The organism is Thalassotalea atypica (assembly GCF_030295975.1).
GTDB classification, from domain to species: domain Bacteria; phylum Pseudomonadota; class Gammaproteobacteria; order Enterobacterales; family Alteromonadaceae; genus Thalassotalea_F; species Thalassotalea_F atypica.
The window spans coordinates 2,523,136-2,545,207 of the sequence record NZ_AP027364.1 but is presented as its reverse complement, the minus strand read 5'-3'; the positions used below and the strand labels follow the sequence as shown (position 1 = coordinate 2,545,207).

The window sequence follows — 22,072 nt, the reverse complement described above, 5'->3', positions numbered from 1 at the left end:
ATGAGTGGCTTCGAATTTAATACTACAAAAAGCATCATTAGCGAAGTCGGTTGCTTAGCTAATATTTGTACATTCTGTGAATCACTCAATATAGCCAACCCGTTAATCGTAACTGATCAAGGAATTGTTAACTGTGGTCTATTAGCTCAATTAGAAAGCTTAATTGATAATAAAATTGCATTTACAGTATTTGATGATGTGGTTGCTGACCCCCTTGAAAGCGTTATTTTATCTGCTTCGAGTAAAGCAGAGTTGGCGCAAATAGATGGTGTTATCGGTTTTGGTGGCGGTAGCTCGATGGATACCGCTAAACTCGTCGCTGTTTTAGCAAAAGGAAAGCAAAAGCTGAGTGACATGTATGGCGTAGGGCAAGTCAACAGTGATAGATTACCTTTGATTTTAATACCGACTACAGCAGGAACTGGCTCAGAAGTTACGCCGATTGCTATCGTGACCACGGGCGAAACAACCAAAGCAGGTATCGTCTCGCCAATATTACTTCCAGATATTGCTTTGTTAGATGCACAGCTAACTACAGGTTTACCGTCCCATATTACGGCAGCTACAGGCATTGACGCTATGGTACACGCCATCGAAGCTTACACGTCTAAAATACAGAAAAACCCTTATTCAGATATGCTCGCCAAAGAGGCGTTAAGGTTACTTTCAAACAATATTGAAACTGCTTGTATAGATGGTAACAACCTTGTCGCTAGGCAAAATATGTTGTTAGGTGCTTGCATAGCAGGACAGGCATTTGCCAACGCTCCTGTTGCTGCGGTGCATGCATTGGCATACCCTTTAGGCGGTCACTTTCATATCTCTCATGGTTTAAGTAATTCCTTAGTATTACCGCATGTTATGCGATTTAATCTCCACAGTTGTGCGATGCTTTATAGTGAGTTAGCGCCTCTTATTAATCCGGAAGCTGATACAAACCAAGCAGATGAAAATATTGCCAAAGATTTTATTAGTGCAATTGAGCAATTGATTAAAGACTTGTTGCTGCCTACAACGTTGAAAGAAATGAACATAAAGCCTGAGCAGCTGCCTATGTTGGCAAAAGATGCAATGTTACAACAGAGGCTTCTTGTTAATAACCCACGTGAACTTACTTATCAAGACGCTCTGAATATTTATTATTCAGCGTATGGAGAATTATAGTGTCTACACAACCTTTAACTAGAGCGTGTTTTCACACGATAAAGCCATTGTCGACACGTTGGATGGATAATGATGTTTATGGCCATGTTAACAACGTCACTTACTATTCATATTTTGACACCATCGTAAATAACTATTTAATTGAACAGGGGGGCTTGAATATTCAAACGAGTCCACACATCGGGTATATCGTTAAATCAGACTGTAGTTATTTTTCTAGTGTTGCATTTCCTGAAAAAATAGAAGGCGCTTTTCGTGTTAATAGGATCGGCAATAGTTCAGTTGAATATGGTGTGGCAATCTTTAAAGAAGGACAAGGAGATGCATGTGCTTATGGCACTATGACCCATGTATTTGTTGATAGGAAGACTAAAAAGCCTGTTAAGATAGTAGGTCAAATGCTCACTGTATTGCAGCAAGCATTAATAAGACAATAAGTAAAAAACTATTTAGCGATACCGTTAAAAAAGATATCAAAGAACTCGACAGAGGCAGAAGGAATATCGGTGTTTTCCGCCGATATTGCCATATCTGGAATTGACTCAACCGCACCGGCAATAACGTTTTCGGCTACTAATAAGTCGGTGGCTCTAATGCTACCGTCTTCGATACCAAACTGTATTAATTCACCAAATGAGTCTCGCAATTTACTCGCAGTCACTTCCATTTCTTGACGTTTTTCAATAGGTAATGACCATATTGTACCGTATCGAACTAAAGGGCCTTCGTCTGAGAGTTGAATAGCAAACATTTTTCTTGCAGAAAAAGCGAGTTTATCTATTCCTGGTATATCAAGTGATTTAGCAAGTGCGAGTTCGTTACTCTCTATCGTAAACGTTCTGTTGAGACACTTGATGAGCAAATCTTCTTTATTTTTAATATGGTAATAGAAAGCACCTTTGGTGACGCCAAGAGATTGTGCTAATTCATCAAGTGATGTGCCTTTAAATCCTTTATGATTAAAAAAGCTAGAGCCGACTTTTAAAAAGGCTTCTTGCTTTTTCTTACGTTGCTCATTGCGATCAAAACCAGCGGGTGCAATATTGTATTCATTAAATGAAATGGGTTTAAATTCAAAGAGTGTCTTGGTATTTTTAATGCCGTATTTGATAATACTTAATAGCTGTTTGTAAGAGGATTCTCTTTTATCTTCTTCAACGGCAAAAAGCCATACAGGGAGCCAAAAGATATTACCCCAAATAGCATTAGCCGTTTTACCCGGCGACTTAGCTTGCATGCTGCCGTCTGTGATTCCCTCTTTTATTAAATCTCGTATAGTGATAACGAAGTGGTGATAATACTGTGAAATATCTTCTCTATGCTTTAAAGAAAGTGAAGCTATTTCAGTTAAGCCCGCTAAATGTCCTCTTTCACCTTTAATAATGCTATTCCAACAATCAAAGTTAAGTCTAAACAGCGCTACCAATTTATCGAGTGCTGACCCCTCAGTAGCCATTGCTTTCTCAACCATGTTTTGCATTTCAACACAGGTATTTAAATAACACTGATAGGTTAATTCTTCTTTTGTTTTTACGTAATAATACAGGCTCGTTTTAGTTAATTTTAATTTTTCCGCAATTTGAGACAGCGTTGTGCCACGAGTGCCGTGAATATTAAAAAGTTCAGAAGCCGCAGACAAAATTGTTTTGTATTTTTGATCGTGTTGATGGGTCTTACTAAAAGGAGAGCTGATTTTATTCTTAACAAAAGTTTGAGTCATTTCTTTAGATGCTTATCAGATGGCAGTTTTAACCAAAGAGCATTATCTATTCGCTGGATATACTCAGTAAGAACCGATAATTTCTTTGGTCTATAATTATACTAAGAGTTCAAAGTTGATTGTAAACCTTTCATTTAAAAACATCAATGAAAGTCAGCCTACCTCGTTTTTACTAACTAAAATTGTGAGATTAATTCTTTAATAAAATCATTTAATACTTGAATGGTTTAAAATCATACTGTAAGTTCAAATCAAGATGAATATAGTTTACTAAGTATAGATGCTGGTAGATTTAATATAAGAATGAGAATAAGTGATGTATCAACAGGAACTACACAACCAAGACATTCAGATAAATCATGCACCGACAAATCTAGTGATAGATGTACTTCACTCATTGGTTAAAGAATCTCAACCTTTTGAAGTTATTAAAAAAGAGCGAGAAGGCGTTGTTTATAAAGCTTTCGCTAAGCTACCGAAAAACTTGCATGAAATGTATAAAACCGCGGCAACCAATTTTGGTGATGCAGACTTTATTATTTATAAAGATGAGCGCCACAGTTTTAACTCTTTGTATCAAAACGCAGCTGAGCTTGCTTGTGCATTACAGGAAAAATATCAAATTTCGGCAGGGGATCGCATTACAATTTCGATGAGAAATTACCCTGAGTGGATTATATCGTTTATGGCAATCACTAGCCTAGGTGCGATAGCTGTTCCGTTAAATGCTTGGTGGAAAGAAGAAGAGTTTAAGAAAGTTATAGCTGATTGCGATGCTAAGTTAGCAATTGTCGATGACAAGCGTTTTGATTTGCTTGAAACAAGTTTAAGTAATAATCAGCTACCGGTTATTGTTGCTAGGTCATCAACAGCTCAGAAAGTGATTAGTATTGAGTCGCTTATAGAACAATTTAAAGGGCAATCAATGCCAGTCATTGATTTAGCTAATGATAGTATTGCTACAATATTTTATACCTCTGGTTCTACTGGCATGCCAAAGGGAGCAGTTTCAAGTCATGAGAGCATTCTAACCGCCATCAACACATGGGCTATGCTTGGCGCGTCAGCGACAGCAGCGAATACTGCACTTGGCATTGATTTACCAACTACACCCCCTGCTGCTTTGATGACAGTGCCGCTTTTTCACGTTACCGGATGCCATACATTATTTTTATTATCTATGGTTGCAGGGCGAAAAACAGTGATGATGGAGTACTGGGATGCTGAAACAGCATTGAACTTAATTGAACAAGAAAAAGTGACATATTTTAATGGTGTGCCAACCATGTCAATGGAGTTAATGAATCACCCTAATAGAGCCAGCTATGATTTGTCGTCATTAGCCGATGTTTGTGCTGGTGGCGCAGCTAGGCCGCCAGAGCATGTGAGAAAGATTTACGATGCCTTTGAAACGGGTACACCAAGCTGTGGTTATGGCTTAACAGAAACCAATGCATTAGGTGCGGTAAATGGTGCGGTTGATTATGTGCAAAAGCCAATGAGTGCTGGCTTACCTACGCCACCCATTGTTGAAGTGAAAATTATCGATGAAGAAGGTAATAGTTTAGCTACAGGAGAATTAGGTGAAATTGCGATTAAAACCATCGCTAATATTTTAGGTTACTGGCGCAACCCTGAGGCGACCGAAGCAGCCTTTATTGAAGGTTATTTTAAAACAGGAGATTTGGGTTTTTTAGATGGTGATGGCTTTATTTACATTGTTGATCGCGCTAAAGACATCATCATTCGTGGTGGTGAAAATATTTCCTGCTTAGAAGTAGAATCGGCTCTGTATAAGCATGAACAGGTAAGTGAAAGCTGTGTATTTTCTTTACCAGACGAGCGATTGGGAGAAGTTGTTGGGGCAGTGGTTTATGTTGACAACAATAGTCCTACGCTTAATGAGCAAGCACTTCAAACATTTGTTGCTGCGCATTTAGCAAAATTTAAAATACCAAGCAAAGTATGGATTATCGATCAAAGTCTGCCACGATTAGGCTCAGGTAAAATCGATAAGCGTTCAATTAAAGAACACTATCAAGCAGCGTTTAAACAATCAGCTTAAAACTAAGACTGTGTAGCGACTAACATCTAGACTTTAGTCGCTACACATATGTTTATTATCAAAATAATTATTAAGGCAAGTAAATGGTAACAACTATTAGCGCTAAGAATATTAGTGATTACGTCGGTAAAGAAGTAGGAGTATCTTCTTGGTTTACTATCACTCAAGAGCAAATAGATAAATTTGCTGATGCAACACATGATCACCAATTTCTTCATGTTGACCCAGTAAAAGCGGCTGAAACGCCATTTGGTGGAACGATAGCACATGGCTTTATGTCGCTTTCGTTGCTCTCTGCTATTTCTTATGAAGCAGGCTTAGCACTTGAAAATATGACTATGGGCTTAAACTATGGCTTTGAAAAGATTCGCTTTTTACAACCAGTAAAAGTTGACACTAAGGTTAGAGGCAGAATGTCACTGAATGAATTCACTGAAAAAAGACCGGGTCAGTTTCTATTTAACTGGCAGGTAGAAGTTGAAATTGAAGGTGAAGCTAAGCCAGCGCTAACTGCGCAATGGCTTACTATGACGATTATCAGTCAATAGCACTTAAAAATATTAGATAGCTAATCAATAGAATATATGTCACCAAGGTGACTGTTTGGCGTTAAGAATCATCGTAACGTTAACGCATTACAGAATTAATAAAGAAAAGAGGTTTTTATGTCAGTAAATTATCAAGGTCAAGTGGCTATCGTAACAGGTGCCGGCGCAGGTCTAGGTCGTTCTCATGCACTTGCTTTAGCGGCAAGAGGAGCAAAGGTTGTTGTTAATGACTTAGGCGCTAAAGATGGTGCTTTGTCTGCGGGTTCACTTGCTGTAGTCGCTGAAATAGAAGCTGCTGGCGGCGAAGCGATTGCCAATGGCGCTAACGTTGCGGATATGGCGCAAGTAGAAACTCTTGTTGCTCAAACGATCGAGCAATGGGGGCGTGTTGATATTCTAGTGAATAACGCTGGCATTTTACGTGATAAATCATTTGGCAATATGCCAATTGAAGATTTTCAACTTGTTGTTAATGTTCACTTAATGGGCTCAGTAAATTGTACGAAAGCTGTTTGGGCAATTATGAAAGAGCAAGGCTATGGTCGTATTGTAATGACAACATCGTCTTCAGGTTTGTACGGTAACTTTGGTCAAGCAAACTATGGTGCAGCTAAAATGGGCGTCGCCGGTTTAATGAATACGTTGTGTATTGAAGGCGAAAAGTACGACATTAAAGTGAACTGTTTATCTCCAACAGCTAATACTGCCATGACTGAAAATTTAATTGGCGATCAACGCGTACTCGACATGATGACAGTAGATTCAGTTACCGCTGGTTTATTAGCGTTAGTCGCCAAAGAATCGCCTAATCGCGCTATTTTAGGTTGTGGTGCAGGCGGCTATGCTCGCGCAGTAATTAAAGAAACCGACGGTATTTATTTATCACCAGAGCAACAAACACCAGAAAATATTTTAGCTAAATGGGATCAAATAGAAGACGAATCTAACAGCCAAGAGTTAAAAGCTGGTTGGATGCAAACTAATAAATACGTTGCTAAAGCGGCAGCATTTCTTGGTATTGATTTAGCAGCTAAATAGGAGTTTTTGAAATGAGAGACGCAGTCATAGTATCAACCGCAAGAACGCCAATTGGTAAGGCTTATCGCGGTGCTTTTAATATAACTACCGCACCTACTTTAGGTGGCCACGCTATTAAACATGCTGTAGAACGAGCAGGTATAGATGGCGCAGAAGTAGAAGATGTCATCATGGGCTGTGCAATGCAACAAGGCACAACGAGCATGAATATTGGTCGTCAAGCTGCTTTAGCAGGCGGCTTGCCAGTTAGTGTAAGCGGTATGACGTTAGATAGACAATGCTCATCAGGCTTAATGGCGATTGCTACAGCTGCAAAGCAAATTGTTCATGACGGTATGGATGTCGCTATTGGTGCAGGGATTGAATCAATCTCATTAGTTCAAAATGAACATATGAACACCCATTTAGCGGTTGATAAAAACTTAGTAGCTGTTCATAAAGATATCTATATGCCGATGTTACAAACGGCTGAGATTGTCGCACAGCGTTACAATGTTAGTCGCGAACGTCAAGACGAATATGGTTTATTAAGTCAGCAACGTACGGCAGCTGCAGCAGAAGCGGGTTATTACGATAAAGAAATTGTGCCAATGACCACAACAAAAGCTGTGATGGACAAAGAAACCAAAGAAGTTTCTTACCATGAAGTCACTTTATCGGGTGACGAAGGTATTCGTGCGACAACCATAGATAGCCTTACTAACTTAAGAACAGTAATTGAAGGTGGTTGTATTACCGCAGGCAATGCGAGTCAATTATCTGATGGCGCTTCAGCGTCGGTATTAATGGAAGCAAAGCTTGCTGAACAACGAGGTTTATCTCCATTAGGTCGTTATATGGGGATAGCTGTTGCAGGGTGTGAACCAGATGAAATGGGTATTGGTCCAATATACGCTGTACCTAAACTACTTAAACAACATGGCTTAACGGTTGATGATATTGGCTTATTTGAGCTTAATGAAGCGTTTGCGGTACAAGTGCTTTATTGTGCTGATACGTTAAAAATCCCAATGGAAAAGCTAAACGTTAGCGGTGGTGCTATTTCAATTGGTCACCCTTATGGTATGAGTGGTGCAAGAATGGTTGGGCATGCACTTATTGAAGGTAAGCGCCGTGGTGCTAAATATGTCGTCGTTACTATGTGTGTTGGTGGCGGTATGGGTGCTGCAGGTTTATTTGAAGTACTTTAGTCGGGTCGCACTTTAGAAAAAAGGTATAAACGGCTTAATTGCAGGTTTATACCTTTTTTTGTTTATACGGAAAAACATAAGAAATAAAAATAAAGCATAAAAGGATAGGCAATGAAAAATAAATTCAAGCGTGTACTAACCAATATAATGATCATTAGTGGAGCATTGTTGACGTTATCTATAAGCTCATTAAGTGTTGCTTCAACATCTGATACATCTATCTTATCTTCATGGCATGATGGCAGCAGTAAAAAAGTGATTGTTAATTTTGTTACTAAGGTTACCGATAAAAACGCAAGTAGTTTTGTAAAGGCTGAAGATCGTATTGCTGTTTTTGATAATGACGGTACATTGTGGGCAGAGCAGCCACTTTATACGCAACTAGTTTTTGCGATTGAACGTATCTTTGCACTCGCACCACAACACCCTGAATGGCAAACCCAACAACCATTTTCTCAGTTATTAAAAGGCGATATTAAAGGCGCTTTAAGTGGAGGAGAAAGTGCTATCACTGCCATAGTGATGGCAGCCAATGCCGGCATGACTAACGAAGAATATGCCAGTATTGTTCAGCAATGGTTAGCTAAGGCAAAACATTCAACTCATCAAAAGCATTATGCACAAATGGCATACCAACCTATGCTTGAATTGATAAACTACCTTCACGATAACGATTTTAAAGTGTTTATTGTTTCTGGCGGTGGCATTGAATTTATTCGCGCTTTTTCTCAAGACGTTTATGGTATTCCAAGTGAGCGCGTCATAGGCAGTACCATGAAAAGAAGTTTTGAAAACGTTGACGGTAAAAATGTTATTTTAAGACTAGCTGAAATGGACTTTTATAATAACAACGCCAATAAGGTGATTGCCATTAACAGCCATATCGGTAAACGACCTATTGCCGCATTTGGTAACTCTGATGGTGATTTACCTATGTTGCAATATACCAGTGACGGGAAAGGTGAAAGCCTAAGCATGATCATTCACCATACTGACGAAAAGCGTGAATGGGCATATGATAAAAAATCTCATATTGGCCATTTAAGCAAAGGTTTAAAACAAGCAAAAACAAATGGCTGGCATTTAGTTGATATGAAAAACGAATGGAAAACTATTTTTAAGTAACACAACGCATGCTGTCTCGAGCATCTAGCAAGGAAGTGGAATTCCTTGCTATTGTGTTAATCTCGTTAAAGTTATAAATAAAGCATGTCTGTTAAACAAATGCTTTGTAATCACCATAACCACTACTAGCGATAACGCCACCATCAAGCACTAAGGTATGTCCTGTCATCCAAGCAGCGGCTTTAGAGCATAAATAAATCACGCTGCCTGCAATATCATCTTCATTGCCTAAACGCTCCATGGGCACCATTTGTTGAGCAAACGTCGTTTCGTCTTTATTTTCAACTGAGAACTTAGTCATTTTGCTTAAGAAAAAACCTGGCGCAATCGCATTAATATTAATGTGTTTTTTTACTAAATCACCCGCTAAATGACGGGTCATTTGCACGACTGCCGCTTTACTTGCCGCGTAAGAGTAATTGGTCATTCTAGGGTGACTCAAGGCATTAATAGAGGCAATATTTATCACGCGAGCTGGTGCGTTTTCTTTGCCGGCTTTGGTTAATAGCTCAAGCAATTGTTGGATCAGAAAAAACGGTGCTTTGGCATTCACGTCCATTACTTTATCCCAGCCTTGTTCAGGAAAGGAAGGAAATGCCTCTCCCCAAGCAACACCTGCATTATTCACTAAAATATCAATATGTGTTTCCTGCTTTTTAATATAATTTGCGAACTGGCAAACCCCTTCATAACTTGATAAGTCAGCAACCACAGGAATACATTTTGCGGCATCAGGTAATGTTGACAGCTGCTTAGCAGTTTTTATTAGCTCTTCGCTGTTTCTGGCGGTGATATACGTTTTTACACCATTTTCGACTAAACCTTTAGTGATCATCTCGCCAATACCACGAGAGCCTCCTGTTACTATCGCTATTTTGCCTTTAACGGAGAATAAGCTTTCTATTTTCATTGGTTTACCTCGTCGTGTTTACCCATTTGGAAAGTACGGGCGATAATTTTCTCGTTAACATTTGATACGCTTGCGCGGTTAAATGTAGGCCGTCATCGACAAACCATTTGGGATCATTTTCAATAAAATCATTAAAATTAAAAAAGTCGTATTGATGAGCGCAATAGGCATTAATTTCATTGTTGATTTGTTTAATGACGTCGAACTGCCTTGCTTCAGTTTTTTGCGGGCATTGCATAATGGAGAAATACCCTAAACGAGTATTCGGAAACTTAGCTGATAGCTTATCGAGTAGGGCACAAACGTTACGGGTTATTTGCTTTGGCGTATTGCCAAATATAAGGTCGTTACTACCGCAATAAATTAGCATATGGCTCGATGCCGGCCAATTATCATAGCTTTTATCTAACCAATCTTTGGTTTGTGTACTTCTTATTGCACAGTTTTTGGCAATGAGTTTGTCAAATTTTGGCTGCTGCCAAAACTCAAAAATACTACTGCCAATCATTACAATGTCATACATAGGAATAAACCTTTAACTTCGCTTTTTACTTGAAATACTAAATATCAGCAGCTAACCATGCCGCTTGATTAATGGCGCGCTTGGCATCAAGCTCTGCTGCAACATCGGCACCACCAATAATATGAAGATTCGCTGTTAAGTTAGCTTGTTGTAGTTGATTAAATAAAGCTTTATTGGGTAATTGACCTGCGCACAATACGACATGGTCTATCGTTAAAACTTGCTCTTTTCCGTCGATAGCAATATGTAAACCTTGATCATCAATACGTTGATATTGCACATTCGCAAGCATTTTTACGTTTTTGTGTTTCAAGCTTGCACGATGTATCCAGCCAGTAGTTTTACCTAAATTTTTACCAACTTTTGACGCCTTTCTTTGTAATAAATAAATTTCTCTAGGACTTGGCACTATTTGTTTTTCTGTTAACCCGCCACGTTTATCATTCGCTAAATCTATGCCCCATTCTTTAGCGTATAAGGTTTTATTCAGGGTAAGCGATTCACCTTGGTGACTTAAATATTCAGCTACATCAAAGCCAATACCTCCTGCACCAATGAGCGCAACTGATTTACCAACGGTGACCGACTTATTTAGCACATCAATATAACTGAGCACTTTAGGATGATTAATGCCTTCTATTTCGGGGGTACGAGGGATAATGCCAGTCGCCAAGATAACCTCCTCATATGACGCTAAATGATCAATTGTTGCTTCAACACCTAGCTGTAAATTTACGTTTAGGCGGCTTAGTTGCTTGGCAAAGTAGCGAAGTGTTTCATTAAATTCTTCTTTGCCTGGTATTTGTCTGGCTAAATTGAACTGACCACCAATCTTTGTTTGTTTATCAAATAACGTGACTTGGTGACCTTTTTCTGCAGCGTAAGTGGCAAATGCCATACCAGCTGGGCCCGCACCAACAACGGCTATTTTTTTAGGCGTTTTTACCGGTAAAAAATTTAGTAAGGTTTCATTGGCAGCTCTTGGGTTTACCAAACAAGAAGATATTTTTCCATCAAAGGTATGATCTAAACATGCTTGGTTACATGCAATACAGGTATTAATTGCTTGGCTGTTATTCGCTTGTGCTTTATTAACAAATTCAGAGTCGGCAAGAAAAGGGCGCGCCATTGACACCATATCGGCACATTCATCGGCTAGTAGTTGCTCGGCAACCTCAGGCGTATTAATACGATTGCTGGTGATCACAGGAATAGCTACCTGTTGTTTAATTTGCTTAGATAAATTTGAAAATAACGCTCTAGGTACTGACGTTGCTATGGTAGGAATTCTGGCTTCATGCCAACCAATGCCGGTATTAATTATGGTGGCGCCAGTATCTTCAACAGCCTTAGCAAGTTGAATAACTTCGGATTGTGAGCTGCCATTTTCAACTAAATCTAACATCGACAAACGGTAAATAAGAATAAATGCTTGGCCAACAGCAGCTCTTATTTGTTTAATAATCTCCAGTGGAAAACGAATACGGTTTTCGTAGCTGCCACCCCACGCATCGGTTCTTTGATTAGTGTGTTTAACTATAAATTGATTCAGTAAGTAACCTTCAGAGCCCATGATCTCAACACCATCATAACCTGCTTGTTGAGCAAGCTTGGCACATTGAACAAAGTCTTGAATTTGTTGGTTAATCTCGCTTTCACTTAATTCGCGAGGAGGAAAAGGGTTGATTGGCGCTTGAATGGCACTTGGCGCGACTAAGTCAGGGTTATAAGCATAACGACCTGCATGTAATATCTGCATACAGATTTTGCCGCCTTTTTGATGTACGGCTTTGGTAATGATTTTATGATGGGCAACATCTTGCTCACTAACCATAAGGGCTGCGCCTTTAGCGACAGCGCCTTCAGGATTAGGGCCAATACCGCCGGTAACAATTAAACCAACACCGCCATCAACTCGCTCGCTATAAAAAGCAGCCAAACGTTCAAAACCTCCTGGTGTTTCTTCGAGGTTAGTGTGCATTGACCCCATTAATGTTCGATTCTTTAATGTAGTGAAACCAAGGTTTAACGGACTTAAAAGTTTAGGGTAGGCCATAGCGTTATTCTTTTTTAGTTGTTATGAAATTACTATATAATATCTTAAAGTAAATAAAAATACTACAAGGTCAAATTTGGGGTTTGACTTGATTTCTAACATTAACGCCTTAAAAGAGCCGCTCGTTAATATTCGCTATATATGACTACGGCTAATAATAAATAAAGGGGATTTATATTTTTGTATGCATCCAACGTTTTGACCGAAAGTAATAGGTCATAAAAAGCGCTTTAACTAAAAAGTCGCAGGCGGTTAATAAAAACAAGCTCAGGTATGAAAAATCTAGCGAGATAAATACAAAAGGTAAGACAATTCTAACCAGTACCATCGTCGCTAATGACACTTTAAGTGGATAGGTAGTATCGCCAGCGCCTCTAATTGCACCGCCGATGGTAAAGTCAGTCGCAATTAGCGGCATCGAAAATGCCACAATAATTAAAAATTTAGCGGTGTATTGTTGAACAACGATATCATCAGTTAACCATGCGGCTATTTGATGATTAAATAAGAAAAACAAAATACCAAATACAGTCATAAAAATAACGCAAATACGCCATGCTGCCCAACCTTGTTGGTAGGCTTTTTCTGGCTCGTTTCGTCCTAAATACTGACCAACAGCAACAGCGCCAGACATTGAAAAAGCCAGTGATGTGATCAGTAACAAGGTTAAAACATTTAAACCTAGACCATAGGCAGCTAATACATCTACGCCGTAACTTGCAACCGCAATAGTAAAAATAAGAAAGCCTACTTGAATAAAGCTTTGCTCAATCGCACTTGGCATGCCAATTCGAATCAAAGTTAAGGTTTTTTTACGGTACTGAGTTTGTTTAGGAAATGGCAACAGGAGCCTATTTTTACGCCACATCAAGACATAAAAAAATAGCGATATTACCGAACCAAAGACACCACCAATAACTAAGCCTTCAACACCTAAACTTGGCGCGCCAAAACTTCCAGTACTAAAAGCATAACAACCTAAACCGTTACCGACACTGCTTACTATTGCAAGTATTAAAGGATGAAGCGCATCGCCACCAGCTCTTAAAGAGCCGGCAATAATAATATTAATAGAGTAAATAGGGCTAAAAACACAAATCCAGCGAATTAGCGTTACGGCTAGTGCTTGCGTTTCATTACTTAAGCCAAACCACTGTGTTAATGGATGGGCATAAATAAAACATAGAATGGCTAGCAATATCGATAAGGCGAAACTTAATAGCATAGCGCTTTGAAACGCTTGGCCTGCTTTATGTTTATCATTGGCGCCGATATGTCTGGCTATAATGGCAGAAACACCTGCAGACAGGCCAAACAATGCCGATTGTAATAAGAAGAATATTCGCTGGCTGACGGTCATTGCAGCCGTTGCGTCACTGCCATACTCACTCGACATCACAATTTGAATAAAACCAATAGAAGCTAATAATAGGTTCGCGATCGTGGTTGGCCACGCAAGTCGCCAAATACTTGGAGGGGTAGAGTCTATTGTTTTATTCATCCTAAAACGCCGCTAGTTGCTGATCGCTAATTTGTGACCAACATTGGTTGTAGCTAGATTTATCTTGTGTAATGAACTCTTGTTCATGATCTAAAAATACATAGGTAAAAGGTGAAGCACCATTGGAAGAATTGCTGATATGCTCTGGTGATAGATATTTAGGCCAAGCTAGGACTTCGGTATTCGGCGAGCCAGAATAAGCAAACGCAGACCAAGCAGATTGAAGAATATTGGTTAACTCCGCTACTCTTTCACTTGAACCGTGAAGTTCTTTTACTGTTGTGCCAAAAACATAACCAATATCTGCACCGTGGGTGCATCCTAATGTTTCTATTACAGTGTTTATTCCTAGTAAGTAGCGATAACTTATCCCGCCAGCATGTGAATGATTAGATAAAAGTCGATGACAAGGCTCAGTAAACCAATAATTACCTAATATTTCACTTAATATATTTTGATAAGAGATTGGCTTGTTCCTCTTTTGTAATACTTGCTTAGTTTGCTCAATTACACATTGGCTAATCTCTGGTGACATTAATGGTGCTAACGAATAATCTAATGCTTGTGACGAATCTATGCTCTGACCAATCATTGAAGCAAATAGTGTCCATTCGTCGGTATTTGAACCTGCCAATAAAGGGATATCTTTGGCACAACCTTGTTTAATTGCCGTATGCGGTGCTATTGGTAAAAGTGAACTTTCTATTACTGGTGAAAAGGGGAGCATACCAAATTGTTGATAGACTTCTGGTCGTTTTAGAAAGTGTGCCTGTATCTTCATTAGCTTTTCAGCGCTGATAGCTTTTAAATCTTGAATTGAATAACCTAGTGCTTCAGCACTTTTTATAAATTCCTTTGCTACCTTATTTGCTTTTTCTATCGATGAATACGTATGGCCACCACCACTTTGTAATATTGCTTTATGAAATAACCCTTTAGCCTTTGGAGATGCTAATAAACAAGCAATACTCATGGCGCCAGCTGATTCTCCAAACAAAGTCACATTCATATTATCACCGCCAAATTGTACTATATTTTTTTGTACCCATTTAAGTGCAGTAATTTGATCGCTTAGGCCTTCATTACCTGTAGAAGGGATTTCGCCATGAGTTATATCGCATAAGCGTAAAAAGCCTAATGCGCCTAGGCGATAATTTATTATTACGACAACTACATTGGCTGATGATGCTAATTTTTCACCGTGATAAGCGGTTAGAGCATTACTCCCAACTTGAAAACCACCTCCGTGAATCCATAGCATAACGGGAAGTTTATTTGTTTTGCTTTTATTAGTATTTTTATGTGGCGTAAATATGTTTAAGTTTAAGCATTGTTCATTTTCAATGATCTTGTGGCCGTTTATTTCCGAAACGTCTGGTAGCAAGCTTGCCTGTATAACTTGCGGTGCAGTGAAGCCTATAGATGAATCATACTCATTGTATTGACTATTAAGCCTCGATTGATTCCAGCGATTTTTGCCGGAAACGTCAAGTGCGTAATTGATGTTGTAAAATTCATTATGGTTTTTATATTCAGTCACTTATGTCGTTCTCTGTACTGGTTGTAGACATGTCATAATTATCATCATGAACAAGATAAAACTACTGAGACCAAAAAGATACTGAAAGTTCGATTATTTGAAGATATGGTTAAAAAATTCTTGCATGAAACTTTTTCATACTGTAAGTTCAAATTACGAACTTTGATCTAGAACAAATAAAATCGTCACTATGCTGATGATTAAAGAGTGAGAATTGATGCTTAAATTAACGTTTTTGACGAAAATAGCTTATGGTACTGGCCAGATGTCTCAAGGGGTAAAAGACACCGCGTTTCAGTCTTTTGTTGTGTTTTACTTTAGTCAGGTCTTAGGTATGCCAGCCATCATGGCTGGTTTTGCAGCTTTAATTGCTTTATTAGTTGATGCGATTACCGACCCTCTAATGGGAGATGTTTCTGATAACTGGCACTCTAAACTAGGTCGTAGACACCCATTTATGATAGCTGCCGTTATTCCTTTCCCACTTTCTTTATATATGCTTTTTACTCCACCAGCAGGACTTGATCAACAAGGGTTATTTTTGTGGTTAGTTGGTTGGTCTGTAATCGTTCGGGTTATGCTTACTTTGTTTAATGTACCTCATAATGCACTAGGAGCAGAGTTAAGCAAAGACTATCAAGAGCGTACAAAAATTGTCAGCTATCGCACATTCTTAGGTTATGTTGGTGGTATTGCACTTTCTGTAATCGCTTTAAACTCTTTCTTTAAAGCAACAGAAGAATACCCAAATGGTATGTTAAATGCCGCTGGATACGGTAATTTAGGTATCTTAGCAGCAGGTATTGCGTTTGTGGCGATGATCATTTGTATTCTTGGTACTTTACATACAGTGCCATTTTTACCTAAAGCGAAAAAAGATCAGAAAAAAGTAGATCTGAAACGCAGTTTTAAAGCCTTTGGTAGTGCACTTAAACTTAAACCATTCCGCCTAATCTTTCTTGTTCAAGTATTGACTATGGTTGCTGGCGGGGCGGGTGCTACGTTTATGCTTTATCTTGGTAGTTACTTCTTTGAATTATCGCCGGGTGAAATATCGTTATTAACTTTAACTATTGTTGTTGGCTTAATTCCAGCAACAATCATCGCGCCAGTATTATCCAAACGTATCGATAAAATGCCAAGTTTAGTGAGCTGTTTACTTATCGCTACATTCACTAGTTTTAGTCCCATTATCTTACGTTTAATCGATGTATTACCTGCAAACGGCTCTTCATCGATTATGCCTATTTTATTCGCCACTTATGTTGTTGGGTATAGCTTCTTTATTGCTGCCGGTATCGTGATTGGCTCAATGCTAGCCGATATTGCGGATTTACACGCTACCAACACTAAAAAACGCCAAGAAGGCTTATTCTTTGCTGCCAATTCATTCGCACAAAAAGCGACATTTGGTATAGGTACTTTGCTAGCCGGTATAGGTTTAGATGTTATTGCCTTCCCGAAACAAGTAGATGTTTCAATGGTAAGTTCAGAAACAATTTTTAACTTAGGCATGTTAGCCGGTCCAATGCCAATGGCTATTTACTTATTGGCAGCATTCCTAGCAAGCAAATATGACTTAAATAAAAAGAAACATGAAGAAATTAGTGCCCAGCTTTCAGCACAAGAAGGGACATAAAACTAAACAAACAATTAAGCACATGCTGAAAGAGAGTAGCTATAAAATAACTAATAAAAACTTAATTATAAAAATTACTAATATAAATTAACTTGTAAAAAGATGTCTTAAGGCATTGGGGGAACGAAAATGAGTTTAACAAAGAAGGTTCATACTGGCTTTAAATTGTCGCCAGTCGCCACAGCTCTATTATTGATGAGTCAACCTGGAATTTCGATGGCACAAGAAGGCTCTATCGTCGATGCAAATACTACAGGTATTGAAGTTATCGAGGTTACATCAACTAAACGCTCAACGACACTGATGGAAACAGGGCAGGCGGTTAGTGCATTTAATGAAGGCTCTATTGAAGAGTTAGCATTAAAGGGCTCACAAGATTTAGTTAAATACTCACCTTCACTAGTTATCTCAGAAAGTAAAGTATCGATTCGTGGTATCGGTCGCCCTAATAACGCATTGGGTTCAGATCCAGGCGTTGGTATTTATACTGATGGTGTTTATAACACTGAAAATGGTGTTTTTAGTTATTGTAATTTTTGTGACGTAGAGCGAATTGAGGTTCTGCGTGGTCCACAAGGCACACTTTATGGTCGTAACGCTGTTGGCGGTGCGATTAACTTTGTAAGTAAAGAGCCGCAAAAAGATCTTGGTGGTTATATTAATCTTGAAGCTGGTAACGATGGTTTATTGGTTACTCAAGGTCAAATTACTGGCCCTTTAGGCGATACCTTCTCAGGTATTTTGACTGTTTCTAAAAAAGAGCGTGATGCACTGCAAGAAAACTTAGCAGAAGGTGTTGATGATTTAGATGATGAAGAACGTACTTACATTTCAGGTACACTAAAAGCTGAGTGGAGCGATACTTGGACAAGTTCTCTTCGTTATATCGACACAGATCGTGATGAAAATCCATCACCGGGTTATTTATTAGATCCTTATCCAACAGAATACATAGGTTTTGGTTTGGCAAACTACCCTGGGATGTACCCTGGGGCAGCGGCAGTAAATCATTTATCTGGTTACACATTAGAAAACCCAGCTGTAAATGATGTTAGTCAAACTAATATCGATACAGTAGGCCATTTAAGCTCAAAAACAGAACGTTTTATTTTCACTAACACCATGGCCTTTGGTGATATTGATGTTAAATACACATTCGGTAGTTTTGATTTAGATTATGACAAATTAACCGATGGTGACGTTTCTAATAAAGCGTATGGCGGTATGGACTTATCTATGATGTACGCAGAATTTACTGCGGTATTCTTAGGTACGCCACATTACTTCCCTAATCCAGCTACTGGCGCACCAATTACTTTAGCTTCAGATATGACAGCAAGCACGGTTCAAACGGCTGAATCAACGTCACATGAACTTCAGTTTATCTCAAATTATGACGGTGACTTTAACTTTATTGCTGGTCTTTACTATTACAACAGTGAAGAAAGCCAATACACAGATTTCGTTGAACGTGGCTTTGGTTTAATGCAAGGGGATGCTGTTTCTGCAAACTACGGTGGCATGCTAACTTCGGGTACTTATTTTGGTCAAGGGCCAATAAGTTTGTACCAACTGTATGCATTAGGCTCAAGTTATGTTGCGGGTATTCCAGTTGAGTATATTCCATTTGAAACGACAGGTGATGACGGTGGTTACCTTTATTACGGTCAAAATGATTTAGAAACAACGGCTACAGCGGTATATGGTCAAGTTCAATACCAATACAACGACGAATTAAAATTAACCGCTGGTATACGTTATTCAGAAGATGAAAAAGAAGGTACAGACGACGTATTTGTATATTTAGCATTGCCTAAGACCAAACATGAGGTTAAAGATGATTGGAGCAAGGTAACTTGGCGCTTACAAGCTGACTGGCAAATGGACAAAGATACATTACTTTACGGTTATGTTGCTACTGGTTACCGCTCAGGCGGCTTTAACTTAGGTGGTGCCACGGTTGAAAACCCAACTACGGTTAAACCAGAAGAGTTAACTGCGTTTGAAGTTGGTTATAAAAAGTCTATGTTTGATAGCCGCGCTAACTTATCTTTAGCAGCTTATTATTATGATTACCAAGACCTACAAGTACGCTCTGCTGAAATTGTAAACGGTATTACTACTTCTGTTTTAGGTAATGCGGCAGAAGCCACCGTTATGGGCTTAGAAGCTGAACTACAAGCGTTAATTACTGATGATTTAGTAATGACGGCAACTTACTCATACAACAACTCTGAATATGATGAATACATGGCAACAGACTCTATTGCTTGTACCATATTAGGTGAATGTGGTGTGCAAGACCTTTCTGGTAATCAGTTAAATATGGCGCCAGAAAATAAATTCAGTATTGCTGGTACTCAATATTTTGAGCTTGAAGATATGGGGATGATTGCTATTACTGCAAGCTATTCATATGTAGGTGAGCAATATTCGCGCGCATTTAATCGTGATGACTTTGACAAAGTGGATAGCTATGACAGCATAGATGCTCGTATTGCTTGGACATCTCCAGAAGAGCAATTTGTTATTGCTGCTTTCGTTAAAAATGCAGGAGATGATAGAAACGTACTAAGATACAACACGCCAGCACCTGAAACACGTATGCAAGCGGCTGAGCTTTCAGATCCTATTTCATACGGTGTTCAATTACGTTATAACTTTTTCTAAGTGATAAAAGAAAGAAGCCTTTAGATTCTTATTATAAGAAAAAACGAAGGCTTCTTTTTTTATTTTAATTGATGCAACACTTAAAACAAATTATTCAAACATGTCAGTGGTTTCAAGGCTTACCAGACGAAGCATTAACTATTCTAGAAAAAGCTGCTCGCGTTAAGCATTTTGAAAGCAGTAAATATTTATATCGTTTAGAAGAAAATACCGAATCTATTTATGCCGTTATCTCTGGTTTTGTGCGAATTAAGATTAGTAGCATTCAAGGGCAAGAGTTTGCTATTACTGAGTTTTCAAGTAATGCCTGGTTTGGAGAATATTCATTAACCGATAAACCTGTAAAGATGTTTGAAGCGCAGGTTCTTGAAAACTCAAGCATATTAGAAATTCCCAAAACTGTAGTTAAGTCAATTGCAGCGCAATATCCGGTTGTCTATAGAAATTTATTTAAAGAACAATCTGAACGCACCTTGAATATGTGTGAATTGTTAAACGGCATGTTGTTTTATCCGCTAAGCGCAAGATTAGCAGGACGACTAGTATGGTTTGCACAAAATTTTGGTAGTGAAGTTGATAACGGTATTTTGATTAATAAGAAAATGAGTCAACAAGAGCTAGCCGACTTAACATTGGGCTCAAGGCAAAGGGTTAATAAGACGCTTAAAGCGTTTGAGCAACTTGGTATTTTGTCGATTGTTGGTCAGAAATACTTAGTGAAAGATCTTAATCGTTTAAAACAACAAACCAACTTAAAAGAAGCAGAATAAAATTTATTAATTCATGTCACCTAGGTGACAGAATGAAAAGCCGTTTGTCACTAAATTTTAGATAAATACATAACCACTAAGTGAAGAGTCACTTTGTGTAAACTAGAGTAGTAAATTATGAATACATCTAATGGAAGCACCGAGCACTTTGACGTCTTAATAATTGGCGCGGGTATTTCTGGTATTGGCTCAGCGGTACATTTAAAAGAACAACACCCTAATAAAAGTTTATGTATTTTAGATGGTATGGATAGCTTTGGTGGTACTTGGCTAACGCATAAATATCCTGGTATTCGTTCTGACAGTGATTTATTTACTTTTGGTTATCGATTTAAACCATGGACAGGTGCGCCAATCGCCAGTGGTGAAGAAATTCTTAACTACATGAATGAAGTTATCGATGAGAATGACCTGTCATCGCATATTCGTTATAGCCACCATGTTAATCATGCTAATTGGTGTAATGAAACACAGCTTTGGACAGTACACGTTTTAAATAAACTTACACAAGAAACTAAAACTTTTACCGCTGAATTTTTATGGATGTGCCAAGGATATTACGATCATAAACAAGGTTATATTCCTAAATGGCAAGGGACAGAAAAGTACCAAGGTAAATTGGTTCATCCACAAAACTGGCCAGAAGATTTAGATTATAGAGATAAAAAAGTAGTCATTATTGGCTCAGGTGCAACGGCAGCGACATTAGCACCTAAAATTGCCGCTGAAAGTGAACATGTCACGGTATTGCAGCGCTCACCAACTTACTTCTTCCCGAAAAAGAATGAGAATCCATTAACGGATCAGCTTCGTGCATTGAACATAGATGACGCTTGGATTCATGAAATAACCCGCCAACAAATATTGCAAGAACAAGCAGGCTTTATTGAAATGGCGCAGAAATACCCAGCAGAAGTGAAAAAAGCATTAATAGATGGCGTTAAAGAACATCTTGATGATGATTTTGATGTCGATAAACACTTTACGCCTAACTATAACCCATGGCGCCAACGTATTGCGGTAGTGCCAGATGGCGATATATTTGCTGGTATTCGTTCAGGTAAAGCCAGCATAGTAACTGACGAAATAGAGTGCTTTAACGAAACAGGCATTCGCTTAAAGTCAGGCGAACAATTAGATGCCGATATTATTATTTCCGCTACGGGTTTTAATTTATCAGTTTTAGGGGGTATCGAATTTTCAGTAGATAACGAAATTGTCGACTTTTCACAAACGGTGGGCTATCGCGGTTTAATGTTTACAGGGGTGCCAAATATGGCGTGGGTGATGGGCTATTTCAGAGCGAGTTGGACATTACGAGTCGATTTAATTGGCGATTTTATTTGTCGTTTATTAAAGCATATGGATGACAAACAAGTGAAACAAGTCACCATGACGTTACGTGATGAAGACAAAGACATGGAATTATTACCTTGGATAGATACAGATGAGTTTAATCCGGGCTATATGATGCGTTCGATGCATTTATTACCCAAACGCGGTAACAAAGCTGAATGGCAACATACTCAAGACTATTGGTCTGAAAAAGAGTTACTGCCTAAGGTCAACTTAGACGACGACTTATTTATCTACAAGTAGAGCATAAGGGAAGC

At 38.7% G+C, this 22,072-nt stretch carries 17 protein-coding genes; 11 read left to right on the top strand and 6 right to left on the bottom strand.

The window, feature by feature from the left end; translation table 11 throughout:
• Both QUE03_RS11670 and QUE03_RS11665 read left to right on the top strand, forming a co-directional pair.
• Window positions 1–1,164: an iron-containing alcohol dehydrogenase gene (locus QUE03_RS11670; RefSeq protein WP_286261620.1), complete on the top strand. Its 1,164-nt coding sequence runs from the start codon at window positions 1–3 to the stop codon at window positions 1,162–1,164.
• Window positions 1,164–1,601 carry an acyl-CoA thioesterase gene (locus tag QUE03_RS11665; protein WP_286261618.1) on the top strand — a complete coding sequence of 146 codons (438 nt, stop codon included), beginning with the start codon at window positions 1,164–1,166 and terminating at the stop codon, window positions 1,599–1,601. The genes QUE03_RS11670 and QUE03_RS11665 overlap by 1 nt, the downstream gene beginning before the upstream one ends.
• 8 nt (window positions 1,602–1,609) lie before the next feature.
• Here QUE03_RS11665 and QUE03_RS11660 read toward each other — a convergent pair whose 3' ends face one another.
• The gene (locus tag QUE03_RS11660; RefSeq protein WP_286261616.1) at window positions 1,610–2,884 is read right to left on the bottom strand and encodes a TetR/AcrR family transcriptional regulator; all 1,275 of its coding nucleotides are present in this window, start codon (window positions 2,882–2,884) and stop codon (window positions 1,610–1,612) included.
• Window positions 2,885–3,200: 316 nt separating this feature from the next.
• On the opposite strand from QUE03_RS11660, the gene QUE03_RS11655 reads away from it, so the two are divergent.
• The 5 genes from QUE03_RS11655 to QUE03_RS11635 all read left to right on the top strand — a co-directional run bounded on the left by QUE03_RS11655 (window position 3,201) and on the right by QUE03_RS11635 (window position 8,850).
• Window positions 3,201–4,949 (top strand): class I adenylate-forming enzyme family protein, encoded by a 1,749-nt coding sequence (locus QUE03_RS11655; RefSeq protein WP_286267825.1) that lies wholly within the window; start codon window positions 3,201–3,203, stop codon window positions 4,947–4,949.
• Between the two features lie 83 nt (window positions 4,950–5,032).
• The gene (locus tag QUE03_RS11650) at window positions 5,033–5,497 is read left to right on the top strand and encodes a MaoC family dehydratase (RefSeq protein ID WP_286261614.1); all 465 of its coding nucleotides are present in this window, start codon (window positions 5,033–5,035) and stop codon (window positions 5,495–5,497) included.
• A 117-nt stretch (window positions 5,498–5,614) separates the two neighbouring features.
• Window positions 5,615–6,535, top strand: coding sequence for an SDR family NAD(P)-dependent oxidoreductase (locus tag QUE03_RS11645; RefSeq protein ID WP_286261612.1), 921 nt, complete (start codon window positions 5,615–5,617; stop codon window positions 6,533–6,535).
• 11 nt (window positions 6,536–6,546) lie between these two features.
• Entirely contained in the window at window positions 6,547–7,725 is a 1,179-nt protein-coding gene (locus QUE03_RS11640; RefSeq protein WP_286261609.1) for an acetyl-CoA C-acyltransferase, read from the top strand.
• 111 nt (window positions 7,726–7,836) lie between these two features.
• The gene (locus QUE03_RS11635; protein WP_286261607.1) at window positions 7,837–8,850 is read left to right on the top strand and encodes an HAD family hydrolase; all 1,014 of its coding nucleotides are present in this window, start codon (window positions 7,837–7,839) and stop codon (window positions 8,848–8,850) included.
• A gap of 91 nt (window positions 8,851–8,941) precedes the next feature.
• On the opposite strand, the gene QUE03_RS11630 is transcribed toward QUE03_RS11635, so the two are convergent.
• The 5 genes from QUE03_RS11630 to QUE03_RS11610 form a co-directional block, all read right to left on the bottom strand.
• Window positions 8,942–9,760, bottom strand: a complete 819-nt coding sequence (locus QUE03_RS11630) for an SDR family NAD(P)-dependent oxidoreductase (RefSeq protein WP_286261605.1) — start codon at window positions 9,758–9,760, stop codon at window positions 8,942–8,944.
• Window positions 9,761–9,764: 4 nt separating this feature from the next.
• The gene (locus QUE03_RS11625; RefSeq protein WP_286261603.1) at window positions 9,765–10,283 is read right to left on the bottom strand and encodes a GDSL-type esterase/lipase family protein; all 519 of its coding nucleotides are present in this window, start codon (window positions 10,281–10,283) and stop codon (window positions 9,765–9,767) included.
• A gap of 37 nt (window positions 10,284–10,320) precedes the next feature.
• The gene (locus QUE03_RS11620; protein ID WP_286261601.1) at window positions 10,321–12,339 is read right to left on the bottom strand and encodes an NADPH-dependent 2,4-dienoyl-CoA reductase; all 2,019 of its coding nucleotides are present in this window, start codon (window positions 12,337–12,339) and stop codon (window positions 10,321–10,323) included.
• Between the two features lie 172 nt (window positions 12,340–12,511).
• On the bottom strand, window positions 12,512–13,840 hold the full coding sequence (locus tag QUE03_RS11615; RefSeq protein ID WP_286261599.1) for an MATE family efflux transporter: 1,329 nt from the start codon (window positions 13,838–13,840) through the stop codon (window positions 12,512–12,514).
• Window position 13,841: 1 nt separating this feature from the next.
• Entirely contained in the window at window positions 13,842–15,380 is a 1,539-nt protein-coding gene (locus QUE03_RS11610; protein WP_286261597.1) for a carboxylesterase/lipase family protein, read from the bottom strand.
• Between the two features lie 217 nt (window positions 15,381–15,597).
• On the opposite strand from QUE03_RS11610, the gene QUE03_RS11605 reads away from it, so the two are divergent.
• The 4 genes from QUE03_RS11605 (at window position 15,598) to QUE03_RS11590 (ending at window position 22,058) form a co-directional block, all read left to right on the top strand.
• Window positions 15,598–17,019 (top strand): MFS transporter, encoded by a 1,422-nt coding sequence (locus QUE03_RS11605; RefSeq protein WP_286267823.1) that lies wholly within the window; start codon window positions 15,598–15,600, stop codon window positions 17,017–17,019.
• A gap of 129 nt (window positions 17,020–17,148) precedes the next feature.
• Window positions 17,149–19,689 carry a TonB-dependent receptor gene (locus QUE03_RS11600; RefSeq protein WP_286261594.1) on the top strand — a complete coding sequence of 847 codons (2,541 nt, stop codon included), beginning with the start codon at window positions 17,149–17,151 and terminating at the stop codon, window positions 19,687–19,689.
• A gap of 71 nt (window positions 19,690–19,760) precedes the next feature.
• Window positions 19,761–20,459: a Crp/Fnr family transcriptional regulator gene (locus tag QUE03_RS11595; RefSeq protein WP_286261593.1), complete on the top strand. Its 699-nt coding sequence runs from the start codon at window positions 19,761–19,763 to the stop codon at window positions 20,457–20,459.
• Window positions 20,460–20,576: 117 nt separating this feature from the next.
• Complete coding sequence (locus QUE03_RS11590; RefSeq protein WP_286261591.1) at window positions 20,577–22,058, top strand: flavin-containing monooxygenase; 1,482 nt, start codon at window positions 20,577–20,579, stop codon at window positions 22,056–22,058.
• Window positions 22,059–22,072: the final 14 nt, after the last annotated feature.